At 35.9% G+C, this 13,009-nt stretch carries 6 protein-coding genes; 3 read left to right on the plus strand and 3 right to left on the minus strand.

Going from position 1 to position 13,009, the window contains the following annotated elements:
• The 3 genes from ACFSR3_RS11900 to ACFSR3_RS11910 all read left to right on the plus strand — a co-directional run.
• Positions 1-1,762 (plus strand): gliding motility-associated C-terminal domain-containing protein (locus tag ACFSR3_RS11900; protein ID WP_379821200.1); only part of this gene is annotated, 1,762 nt, incomplete at its 5' end.
• A gap of 115 nt (positions 1,763-1,877) precedes the next feature.
• Entirely contained in the window at positions 1,878-2,789 is a 912-nt protein-coding gene (locus ACFSR3_RS11905; RefSeq protein WP_379821201.1) for a PorP/SprF family type IX secretion system membrane protein, read from the plus strand.
• Positions 2,790-2,799: 10 nt separating this feature from the next.
• Complete coding sequence (locus tag ACFSR3_RS11910; RefSeq protein ID WP_379821202.1) at positions 2,800-4,734, plus strand: OmpA family protein; 1,935 nt, start codon at positions 2,800-2,802, stop codon at positions 4,732-4,734.
• 225 nt (positions 4,735-4,959) lie between these two features.
• Here ACFSR3_RS11910 and ACFSR3_RS11915 read toward each other — a convergent pair whose 3' ends face one another.
• From ACFSR3_RS11915 to ACFSR3_RS11925, 3 genes are all read right to left on the minus strand, one after another.
• Complete coding sequence (locus ACFSR3_RS11915) at positions 4,960-7,650, minus strand: Ig-like domain-containing protein (protein ID WP_379821203.1); 2,691 nt, start codon at positions 7,648-7,650, stop codon at positions 4,960-4,962.
• 470 nt (positions 7,651-8,120) lie between these two features.
• A complete protein-coding gene (locus tag ACFSR3_RS11920; RefSeq protein ID WP_379821204.1) occupies positions 8,121-9,605 on the minus strand; it encodes a tetratricopeptide repeat protein in 1,485 nt (494 codons plus the stop codon).
• 83 nt (positions 9,606-9,688) lie between these two features.
• Positions 9,689-12,844 carry a T9SS type A sorting domain-containing protein gene (locus ACFSR3_RS11925; protein ID WP_379821205.1) on the minus strand — a complete coding sequence of 1,052 codons (3,156 nt, stop codon included), beginning with the start codon at positions 12,842-12,844 and terminating at the stop codon, positions 9,689-9,691.
• Positions 12,845-13,009: the final 165 nt, after the last annotated feature.

The following is a 13,009-nucleotide window of genomic DNA, read 5'->3' on the forward strand; positions in this document are numbered from 1 at the left end:
AGGAGTGATCACCTATACTAAAACCTCAGGCGAATTTACCCGTGGTGACTGTGATAACTCAGGTACTTATACCAATACGTGGACCGCTACCGATGGATGTAACAACACCTCCTTAGTCTTCACTCAGGTGATTACTATTGAAGATACCCAGATTCCAATATGGTCAACAGAGTCAGTAGCCCTTAATGTTACTCTTGAATGTAGTGATACAGAAGGACTTGCAACTGCTCAGTCACAAGCGCCTGTTGCTGCCGATAATTGTGGCGGAGTAATCAGCTATACCAAAACCTCAGGAGAATTTACCCGTGGCGACTGTGATAACTCAGGCACTTATACCAATATTTGGACTGCTACCGATGGATGTAATAACACCTCTTTGGTCTTCACTCAGGTGATTACTATAGAAGATACTCAGGTTCCTATTTGGTCAACAGAGTCAGTAGCTTTAAACATTACTCTTGAATGCAGTGATACAGAAGGCTTGTTAAATGCTCAGGCGCAAGCTCCGGTTGCTACCGATAATTGTGGCGGAGTAATCACCTATACCAAAACCTCAGGTTCATTTGTAGCAGGCGCGTGCACCAATGCAGGCACTTATACCAATACTTGGATAGCCAATGATGGATGTGGTAATTCTTCAGTTGAATTTACCCAGATAATTACCCTTGAAGATACTACATCACCAACTTTTATTGGAAATTTACCAACTGATATTACGGTATCATGTGATGAAGTTCCAGTGCCGGCTACTTTAGTAACTTCTGATAATTGTAATTCAGAGAATGTATCTGTAACTTATAACGAATCGATTATAAGCACCGAATGTAAATCAGATTATAGTTTGATTCGTGAATGGATAGCCTCTGACTGTGCGGGTAATACTACTTCTTATACTCAAACTATAACAGTTAGAGATACTACACCTCCAACAGGAACTGCCCCTGAGGATCTTTATTTACAAGACGTATCTGATATACCAGATGCAAGTCCTTCAGCAGTGACTAATGTCATGGACAATTGTAGTGATACTGTAGATATATCGGTTACTGATGAAGATAATGGAGGAGTAGGATGTGCAGATGATCCTTACATCATAACACGTACGTTTATACTTTCTGATTGTTCAGGTAATACTACTACTCTGGTACAGACAATAACAGTTATATTGAGCGATCTCAATGTTCAGAGGGTTAGTGGTACTGCATGTAACCAAGATACTGTACAGGTTGATTTAAACAGTTATTTACCTAATGATATACCGGCAGGAGGTACCTGGAGAGGTACAAATAATAGTCTGAATGTAGATCGAGGCCTTCTTGATGTTTTTGGTCTGCAGGCTGGTATATATGAGTTTGAGTATATAAAATTAGCTGAAATTTGCCCTAGTCTTTTTATGAGTCTGAGAGTAAATGAAAACTGTAAAGTAGTTGAATGTGAGCCTATATTGGTACATAATGCATTTTCTCCAAATGGCGATAATATTAATGAGAAGTTTGTTATTGATAACATTGATAATACAACATGTTATCCTGATAACACCGTAGAAATATATAATCGTTGGGGAATACTGGTGTTCGAAACCAGAAACTATAACAACACTACAAATGCATTTGAAGGTATTTCTAAAGGAAGAACAACAATTAGTCAGGCAGAAGGACTTCCTACCGGAACTTACTTTTACATCCTTAACTACTCATCAGTAGATGGAAACGGTACAATTCAGACACATAATAAAAGTGGCTACCTTTTCCTTTCAAGGTAAGCTGCATCTTTCCTAATTCTTCTTCGGAAATGTTTAATAAATCTGCTTTTTTAGAAAAATTAGACATTTCCGAAGATAAAAAATGAGGTGGAAAATAATTAAATCGAAACCTATTATGAAAACTAATATATATTTTTTCGTCTTGGTATTTGCATCTGTAATGAGTTATGGGCAACAAAATGCACAATTTACACAGTATATGTATAATACCATAAACATAAACCCGGCTTATGCCGGTTCACGAGGAGCATTGAGTATATTCGGTTTATACCGTACTCAATGGGTAGGGCTGGATGGTGCGCCTAAAACTAGTTGCTTTTCTGTTAATACCCCATTAAATAATAGTAACTTAGGGTTAGGCGTATCATTAGTTAACGATAAAATAGGGCCTACTAATGAAAACAATTTCTCTGTAGATATTTCGTATACTATACATCCTTCAGAAACTTTAAAACTTTCATTTGGTTTTAAAGCTACTGCAAATCTGTTTAATCTTGATGTCAACAAACTAAACCCAGTTGAACAATCTGACCCACAATTCCAAAATTTTAATAATGTATTCAAGCCAAATTTTGGAGCAGGGGTTTATTTGCATTCCGACAAAGGTTATGTAGGCTTGTCAGTTCCAAATTTAGCAGAAACTAATCTCTATAATGATAATGACATTGCTATATACAAAAGCAGAATAAATTATTATTTGATAGGAGGTTATGTGTTTGACTTAGGTCCGGATGTACAGTTTAAACCGTCAACTTTAATTAAAATGGTAGAAGGTAGTCCTTTACAAGTAGACGTATCTGCTAATTTTAGAATATTAGACAAGTTTGTAATTGGTGCTGCCTATAGATGGGATGCTACATTTAGTGCTATGGCAGCATTTCAGATCAGTGAATCTCTTAATATAGGTTATGGATATGATTTGGAAACAACCAATTTAAGAAACTATAATTCAGGTTCGCATGAAATATTCCTGCGCTTTGAAATCTTTAAAAATAATGGAAATATGACTACTCCGCGTTTCTTTTAAAATGTTTATTATGAAAAATTATATTCTCCTTTTAATGCTAATACCGGTTGCTTTTTCTTCCAATAGTTATTCTCAGGAAAAGAAAGTAGCATCAGCGGATAAAAAGTATGATAATTATGCCTATATCAATGCTATTAAAACATATGAAAGAGTAGCCAATAAAGGTTATAGATCAGAAGATATGTTTAAAAAACTTGCAAATGCCTTTTATTTTAATTCGCAATTTGACAAAGCTGCGAAATGGTATGGTGAGCTTTTTGCTATGAATGCACAACTTGAGTCTGAATACTATTATAGATATGCACAATGTTTAAAATCAATTGGTGAAATTGAACAATCAAATAAAATGCTCGATCTGTTTTATGAAAAATCAAAGAATGATGCCAGAGCTAAGTTGTATAATAATGCCAGGGATTATTATAAAGAAATTAAGGCAAATTCAGGTCGTTATAAAATTGAAGATGCAGGAATGAATAGTAAATATTCGGATTACGGAACTGCTTTTTATCAAAATAAGATTGTATATACTACAGCCAGAGATACAGGTAATTTTTGCCAGCGTAAGCATAAATGGACTGGTCAGCATTTTACAAACTTATATTCATCTGACATTGACAAAGATTATAATAGTGGTAAGCCTCAAAAGTTCAGTGCAAAAATAAATTCTAAGTTTCATGAGTCAACACCTGTTTTTACGAAAGATGGCAATACGGTTTACTTTACCAGAAATAATTATATTGAAGGTAAGAAAGGAAAAGATGCAAATAAAACCACTCTTGTAAAAATATATAAAGCAACCCTGGACGATAATAAATGGAACAATATTACTGAATTACCTTTTAATAGCGATTCATACAGTTCGGCACACCCAGCACTTAGTCCGGATGAAAAAACATTATACTTTGCTTCCGATATGCCCGGTACATTAGGACAATCTGATATATACAAAGTAAAAATAGATAAGGATGGCAAATTTGGATCTCCTGAAAATTTAGGGCCAACAATAAATACAGAGGGAAAAGAAACATTTCCTTTCGTAACAGATGAAGATGAAATTTACTTCGCTTCTGACGGACATCCGGGCCTAGGAGGTTTAGATGTATTTATGGGGAAAATCGATGATAGTGGTGTTTCTAATATTCAAAACATTGGAGCGGATGTTAATTCTTCTTTCGATGATTTTGCCTATATAATTGACACTAAATCGAGGAGGGGATACTTTTCTTCAAATAAAGAAGGAGGGAAAGGATCTGACGATATCTACAAGTTTTTAGAAACAAGAAGATTAACCTGCTTACAGGAATTATTTGGTGATGTAACTGATTTGGCTACGGGTGAATTGTTACCTAATACAAAGCTTAGCTTATATGACAATAAATTTAATTTGGTAGATACCGTATACTCTGATCAGGAGGGACTTTACACTTTTAATGTTGAGTGCGGCATGATATACAATGTTAGAGCCGAAAAAGAAAAATATACAACGAAAGAAGTTAGTATAACTATTCCGAAAGAAAACGGAAGAACCAATTTACCTATAGCCCTTGAAAAATCAGAATGTGTTGTAACAATTGGTGATGATCTGGGTAAATGTTTTGGTATTAAAATGATTTATTTTGATCTTGATAAGTCTGATATTCGTCCTGAAGCAGCATTAGATCTTGAAAAAATACTTGATGTGCTGAATCAATATCCAAATATGAAATTAGATATACGTTCTCATACAGACAGTCGTCAGACTTTTAAATACAATGAAGAGTTATCCGACAGGAGAGCTAAATCAACAATTAAATGGTTAGTTAGAAATGGCATTAATCCGAATAGATTGACCGGAAAAGGCTATGGAGAAACCCAGCTGGTTAATGGATGTAGTGATGGGGTAGAATGTACCGAAGAACAACATCAAATGAACAGGAGAAGCGAATTTATTATTTCAGCTTTGTAAACGAAAACACAGACACACACATTAATCATTTGCAATTAACTGCAAATTAAAAAACCTGCAAGTTTAAAAACCTGCAAGTTTAAAAACCTGCAGGTTTTATATTTCTATAAATTAAAGGAATATGTTTTTGTCGATTAACAATTAAAATATTCTAAGTATCGGCTTAATAGCAACATTATTAGATTGTTTTTAAATTAAATTTTTTGTTTAAATATTTTTAGTTTATTATTTAACAATCAATTTTTTAGATGTGTTAAATATATTTGAACTTATTGTCACAAGGTATATTCCTGAAGCAAAATTATGAGTGATTTTTCCGGATCCTTTTTGTCTGTTGATTAAAACCTGTCTGCCATTTATATCGGTAATTGTTATTGTAGCTACATCGTCCGATTGTAATTCTGGCATCGAAATATAAAATTCATTGTTGGTTGAAGGATTCGGATAAATAGTAACCAAAGAATTATTTTCTGTTGCTATTTGTTCTTCTTCATTGTTCATGCCAATCCTGGCAGATATAGCTGTCTCAAATAACCATTGAGCACTTTCCCAATTATTTTGAGCTCCTACATATTGAGCTGAACCATTCAGGTTTTCAATATGTATCATGCTTCCTGTCTGCCATCTGTTTTTAATTCTTACCCATGTACCATCAACATTTTCGCTAGACCATTGAGCGCTCCACCAGGTTGTTGGTCCGGCAGTACATTGTACAGCTCCTGTTAAGTTTTCGATGTTCATGATATCTCCAGTACCAACATTTTGCAAGACATAATAAGTGGCATCTATGGCAACTTTTTGCCATTTATAATTATTGTTAGCAATGGTTGCTCCATATCCAACGTTGGCTCCGGCATCGTACAAATAGTTATTAGTCCATCTGTTTTTTATAGTATAATAGTTTCCCGAAGGAGTGGTATTAACTGTAATTGCACAGTTTGTAGTTTTATTGCCATCAACGGTTGTTACTGTAATTATTGTTGTTCCGGCTGAAACGGCTGTTACCAGACCTGAAGCATTAACAGTGGCAACTCCTGTATTGCCCGAAGAATAAGTAACAGATTTATTCGTTGCATTAGAAGGAAGTACTGTTGGTGTTAACTGTAAGGTTGCTCCAATATTTAGTGTAGCTGATGTTGGTGTAACAGTAACACTTGTGACAGGAACAACTGAAGTGCCCGAACAGCCCGAACCTGCAGACCATGAAAATGTACCGGCTCCACTTGTATTTTCATTGGTAGTGGCATTACCGCCTCTGTTTGCGAAATTCATATTACAATAGGTTGCATTCCCATTAGGCGCGCTTGCTATGAGTACAAAATATCCACGTCCCCAATCCCTGTTTAAGGCATTATTAAAGGGAAATTCTTTTCCTGTGCCATTGATAGTTATATTATTAAAGCTAAGATTATAAATTCCATCTCCTGATCTTTTGCTTATTGAAATAGCATCATTTCTGGAATCAAGAATGTCTAGGTTGTAGAGCTGTACATTTTTTACCTGAGTTCCGGCGTTACTTGCGCTAAAAATGTCTACTGCCGCTACAGGATTATTGTAAGTATCATTAAAAGTACCACATGCTGTTATGGTAATATCATATATTTCGTGGCTGCCATCATTGCTAAATGGTGCTCCGTCAAAATTGTTACTTACACGGATACCTGCTTCCAGATTGTCTTTTATTATTAAATTATAGGCCTTGTTGTTTTTTCCTCCATAAATAGCTAAACCACAGGCTCTCCAACAATTTTCAGATGTATTGTACCTAAAAGTATTATTAATACATTCCTGGCCGTTAGCAGGCCATATTGCCTGATCATCATCACCATTATTTCTAAAATTGCAATGCTCTACAATTGCGTTTGAAGTTCCTTTACAAAGATTTATTCCATCAGCATAATTATTTCTGAAGCGGCAATGCGAGAGTGTAAAACCATCAGCAATTGCAGGTCCTCCAACATTATATTGTGCAATCCATGCGCCACATTCAAAATGTTCTGCCCATATATTCTTTATTGTTGATGTTGAGGTAAACACACCATTTATAGCCTTATATGAATTACTTCGTGAAGTTGAATTAGTAGTTAAATAAAGATCGGAAAAAGAAATGTTAGTTGCATTGCCTCTTAATCCGCCATTACCGCTGCTTGTAGCAGTAAAATTAATTTGGGTGTACCACATTCCTGCACCTATTAATGAGGTGTTATTAACGCCAAAATATAACTCTGTACTAACGTTATATACTCCACTTGGGATATATATCTTACTACCACCATTTTGATCAATAAAAGCTTGTAGATTACTTCCGTTTCCGGTGTAGGTAACTGAACCCGACGGGGCAGTTATAGCTGTAGGTACAGGTTCCATCTCAGCAAAATCAAGATGAATGTTTCCAGTTTCCCTAATCAGTTTCAAAGTTCCGGATACAGGTATCTTGGCCGGTAGTTTATAACGTACTTCATCAAACCTCATTCTTGGGTTTTGGTTTGTGATTCCGTTATTGTTGGGGTTCCCATTGCTCCAAAGGTATTCCCAGGACCATGTTGAGGTAAGGGTCAGTGTTGTAATTTTTGTATTTCCATTATAAACACCTAGTGTGGCTGACTGGCCGTCAGGTACACTATAACGTATTACAAGGCCTTCAGCGGCTTCCGTAATAGTCCATTGTACTGTAGCATTCGTGGCTGACAGATTTACACATTGCTGATCTGAAGCCTCAGACTGAAGATCGGCCTGAACATAGGACTTTGAGGTTACTGTAGCACCATTAGACAATTGTCCCAAATTTGCCTCATAACGTTTATAGGGTGCATCATAATAGCCGCGTTGGGCATATATACTTAAATGTATTAAAAAAATAAAAACAAGATAAAAATGTTTATTCTTGATGAAAATGTTAGGTAATTGATTATTCATAATTTGAATTTTTTAAGTTGTTGCTAATTAAGGATATAGCCAAACTACATCTTTAAAAACTCATTAAAAAAAGATGGATTTAAAATCAAGTTCGCTACAACGTTTTAGTGGTTTTAATATGCTGGTATTGAGTGTTTTGTTTTTAATTATCAAATAAAAAATCAAGAAAGGATATAGTTTGGAATTCACTATTGTAGCATAAAAAGTATTCCTTAAACAATCTTTCTGTAGTTTAAATCTTAAATATGTAAATTAAGGCAGGTATATTTTTAAAATATATTTTTTCATGGAGAGTATGCATGCGGTTTAATCTCTCCATTTTTAACATTGTTTATTCATATTTTAAATGCTCTTTTTGATTAATGTATAGGCACAAATAAAAAGGCCGTAAATACTACTATTTACGGCCTTTTTAACTCTTTTAAGATATTTTGGATTGTTATAAAGTAAGAAGATGTAAAAATTTTCTCTTAAGAAATGATAAATTGTAAGTACTGTTCAACACTTTCATAATCATTAGTGATGAGCTTTTTTTTGAGTCTCATTTTACATGTTCTTACGCTTTGCGGTGAAATACCCAATACATTTGCCATATCAGTAGCATTAAGCTGTAGTCGCATCAATACCAATACCCTTATTTCGGCTTCTGAAACAGGAATGCCTGAAGCTCTTATTCTATTGAAAAAATCAGGATAAATGGCTTCAAATCGTAATTTGAACTTATCCCAACCGTCATCAGTTAATATTTTTTGTTCAAGAAGGTCATTTATATCATAGTCCGGTTCTGTAATTTCCCTTTCAGGATACTGTAATCTGTTAATAATGTTGTTTTTATGGGTAAGGTCTATAATGTATGTTTTAAGCTCTTCTTCTTTTATCTGTATAAGTTGTAATGAATTTTGCAATTGTAGTTCTAATTGACTTTTTCTGAATTTTATAACTGATAGATAACGGTAAATAAAAAAAGCAGCAATTAGTAATGCAATTATAACGCTTACCGCTATAAGCATAAAGCGGGTATTGGCAATTTTTTTTTCATTCTGAAGGTTCGTTATTCTTAAGTTTTTAACCTCCATACCCAAATTTGCCTGATATTGTGAAAGAAGATTACTTTGGTTGGCCTCCATAATTTCCTTTTCAGCGTCATAATGTTTCTTATAATAGTAAAGAGCCGAATCCTGAACGTTAAAAAGGTCGTAATTACGTGATAATTCCCGAAGCCCTTCACTAATACGTACTTTACTTTTTACTTGGTAACTTAATTTAAGACATTTATGGCCTGCCCATAAAGCTTTTACTTTATTACCCTGTTTAGCGTATACGGTACTCAGGTTTTGGTAGGCTGTAGCCATGCCTTCCAGGTAGTTTATTTTTTTGCATTCCTCAAGAGATAGAAGGTAAAACTTTAAAGCAGGGGGGAAGGCTTCAGAAAATCGATATATCTGCCCCTGATTGTTGTAGGCTATGGCCAGTTCCCGTGATTCTCCAAGTTCTTTGAAAATATCAATGGCTTTATTATTTTGATTAAATGCAGCTTTAAAGTCACGTTGTTCTTTGAGTATGAGTGCACGGTTGGTATGCGTAAGGCCCAATAACCTTTTCATGCCGTTCTTTTCAGCCATAACAGCTGCTTCAGTATAGCATTCCATAGCGGCTGTGTTGTTTTCCAGTCGCCAATGAACTAATCCAAGATTATTAAGTAGGGTTGCCGTTTCTTTCTGATCGTTAGAAGCTTTGGCCATTTTGTATGCACGTGTAAAGTAGCTAAGGGCCTCCTGATAGTTACCAATACGCCATTGTTCGTTGCCCATGTCCGTAAGCTTTGCCGTGTTGTTCTCTCCGGGCAGATCTTTTTGAATATGCTTATCAGTGCTGTTTTCATTGCAGGCTAAGGCCAGCAATAAAAAACACAAGCCTATAACTCTTATCCATTTTATTTTTTTTCTATCCAGCATGCCCCAAATTTAGATTTTAAAAGGCATATAACATAAAAAGGCCCCGTTTTTATGACGGAGCCTTTGTTACATGTTTAGTTATATTATTTAATAACCATCTTTTTTGCCTGTTTAAAACCTTGTGACTCTATCTGATAAAAGTAGATGCCAGGAACCAGGCCATCCGATTCAAATTCTATAGTATTTGTACCCGGTGCATAAGTTTCATTGGCAATTTCCTGTACAAATCTTCCTTGTAAGTTGTATAACTTTATTACGGCTTTGCCTCCGTTAACAAGTGTAAAAGGGATTGTTGTTTTTTCTTTTACGGGGTTAGGATAATTTTGCCCAAGCAGGTTAACGGCTTTGTCTGGTGTTAAACCATCCGGTAGGCTAAGTGTCCCGTCATGCTCAGTTTCAAAGAAATAAGTACCTTCATAAAATGCCTGATTGCCAACGCTACCAGCCAGTAATAGTCTGTTGTCAGAATGTGGAATTAGTCTTTCACCATAAAATTCTGCATATTGAGGGCCTACAAAAAATTCTTCATTAGCGTTTTGCCCATTAGTATCAACAGTAATAAGTGTTGCAGTAGGGAAGGGAGAACTGAAAATTTTATGAGGGAATGGATCTACAATCATCTGATCCATTATATAACAGACATCAGATCCGTCAATGTGAAAATCATTATAATAACGCATGTTTTCTGACTGGAAATCCCAAAGCTTTTCACCGTTAGAATTATATTTTATAAGGGTATTATGTATGTCACCGCTATTTGCAAGACTATAACCTATAACAGCAATATCACCATTACTGAAAGGTTTAAGTGTATATGAACGTTCTTTTTTGTCTTCTTCTCCAAAAGTTTGACTCCACAAAACTTCACCTGTAGCGTTTATTTTTGCGGTCAGGATATCTTCGTTATACGTTTCAGTGTTTTGTGAATAACCGTTTACATAGATACTGTTATCTGCTGATATAAATAAGTCGGTACCTGAAGAAGACTGACCCTGAACAACAACAGGAATAATCCAACCCGGAGTACCATCGGCATTAAACTGAACAACAGTAAGGTTTACATTTTGTGACATAAAGTTACCACTTCCATGAGTACCTGTTAGTATTAGTTGGTGGTTGGTATCTACTTTTCCTGAATTTATTGTAAAAATGTTGTTTCCGCTTATACCAGGCATAAATGTTTTCCATTCCTGTGTTCCCTGAGCATTAAGCTTAATTCCTAGGAATGATGCATTTTGACTGTCTTCAGTTTCATAGGCAGTACCGCCAAGAAATACAGATCCGTCAGCTTGAGGTTCTAATACATGAACAGCCGGTGAGTAAAGTTCTATTTCAGAAGACCATAACTGTGTGCCTTCAGGAGAAAGTTTAATAACTTTTAGTACTGGCGGATATTCTTCAAAACCTGGCAGGAGGCATACATAAGCATTTCCATCAGCATCTGTACGGCCTATGATACCGTCAGCAGCATTGCCATTGGCTGCATTGTATGCTACGTTCCATAAAATATTGCCTTCAGCATCATGTTTAACGATAAAGTAATTAGGAACAAGCATTTCCTCTGTGAAATTATAGTATGATCCGGTAGAAAAAGTATTACCATTGTTGTCAGCAAAAGCATTCAGCATTGATGCAGCAGGAGAACCCAGATTGCTATATATAGAACTCCATTGGGTTTCAGGACTAGTGATGTCAAATCCTGATTTTACAGTTTCAAAAACAGAACCATTTTCACTATAAAATGAGTTGACAGAAAAGTAAACGTTGCCGCTACTGTCAATTCCTGTCCCGGCACCGCCAGTCATACTTGCAGTACCATCTGTAGTAGATATAACAAAAGCTGCCTGACCTAAAAGATTGCCATCGGGCGAATATTTATAGGCACGGGCAGCTACGTCTTGTTGCCATTCTTCTGCTCCGGGAGTCATACCATTTGCAGATACTATTATATTTCCGTTAGTGTCAAAACCCAATGTAGCATTTGCTGTTTCTATTAGGTCTGTGGTTTCTTGAACCCAATTTTGTGTTCCGTCGGTATTATATGACAGCAATACTGTACCGTCATCAGAAAAGCCACCTAAATGACTTCCTGCCACATATAAAGTATTGTTTGTTACGCTAATTTTCCAACCCAGGGTTACCTCAGTACCACTTTTATATGTTTGAACCCACTGTTGTGTACCAGAACTATCATACTTTAACGTACCAATACGATTAAGGAAGGTATCAAATGTACCTGTAACAAAAATATTACCATCAGCATCGGTGGTAATAGCACGAGGTACAGAATTTGTTACGTCAGCAATATTGTCAGGGTCAGTGCTTTCATAATTATAAGCTTGCTCCCATAATTTTGTACCATCCAGACTATATTTTATAGTATGGTAATTTAGCCAACCGTCGGGATTAGGACTGTAACCTGTAACGATTACATTCTGATCAGCATCTACAGCAATAGCAGTGGCCTCGTTCCAGGTTTCACTATTAGCAGGGTTTTCACTGATGTGCCATTGTTCTTGACCGTTGTTATTGTATTTTAGGGTAAGGTAGTCAACCGAATTTCCTGACCAGGTAATGCCAGTAATGTAAACACTGCCATCTACTCCTATAGCCATAGCATTGGGTATTTCAATACCTTCGTTACCGTTGTCAAACGTGGTTTCCCAAAGTTTGTTTCCCTCAGGAGAATACTTGATAACACGGATGTCCATATCGTTTCCGTTCCACTTCAATCCGGATACTACGATGTTGCCTGAATTGTCAAACGCTATATTCATACCATATTCTACCGCATACATAAGAGCCTGTTCACGTTTCTGCCAAATGACTGTACCGTCTGCTCCTATCTTTTGAGTAAAGAAGTCACCGGAAGGCTGGTTTTCGTTAGAACTACCTCCGGTAATATAAGTATTGCCAGATGCATCTGTTATAGCAGCATAAGGAACATTGTTGCCTTTATAAGCTTCACCTCCATAAAATTCATAATTAGTAGAGTAAGTAGTGTTTTTAGCTTTAGGTTTAGTTCCTGTTTGTGCCAGTACTTTTTGTTGCGGGTCGATGATTGGTGATTTGCTGTAGTTGGGTTTAAAAGCATCCCATTTGGATAACGAATAAACCGCGCCACTGTTTTTAGAGATCTGATACCCATTTTCGGATTTCAGATCGTTTTGCGCGAAAGCATTAAAGCTTACCAGCGCCAAAACCAGTGAGCTCAAGCTGTTCTTTGTAGTGAATTTCATATTTATGTAGGTTTGATTCAAATATGTAAATTTAATGCAGACAGTCACTTTCTAAAGGGGATTAGGTGTAGACATTGGTGTAGACAAATTGAATTTATAACCTTTAGAAATGAGACTATAACAGGTTTTATCGTGTTTGCTGACAGCTTTTGTATTTTGAATTTA

The organism is Flavobacterium suzhouense, from assembly GCF_042684765.1.
Lineage (GTDB): Bacteria > Bacteroidota > Bacteroidia > Flavobacteriales > Flavobacteriaceae > Flavobacterium > Flavobacterium suzhouense.

Excerpts from the sequence above, each read along its gene's own strand:
- ACFSR3_RS11905 (WP_379821201.1), top strand. The coding sequence starts at position 1,878 with ATGAAAACTAATATATATTTTTTCGTCTTGGTATTTGCATCTGTAATG.
- ACFSR3_RS11910 (WP_379821202.1), top strand. The coding sequence starts at position 2,800 with ATGAAAAATTATATTCTCCTTTTAATGCTAATACCGGTTGCTTTTTCT.
- ACFSR3_RS11915 (WP_379821203.1), bottom strand. The coding sequence starts at position 7,650 with ATGAATAATCAATTACCTAACATTTTCATCAAGAATAAACATTTTTAT.
- ACFSR3_RS11920 (WP_379821204.1), bottom strand. The coding sequence starts at position 9,605 with ATGCTGGATAGAAAAAAAATAAAATGGATAAGAGTTATAGGCTTGTGT.
- ACFSR3_RS11925 (WP_379821205.1), bottom strand. The coding sequence starts at position 12,844 with ATGAAATTCACTACAAAGAACAGCTTGAGCTCACTGGTTTTGGCGCTG.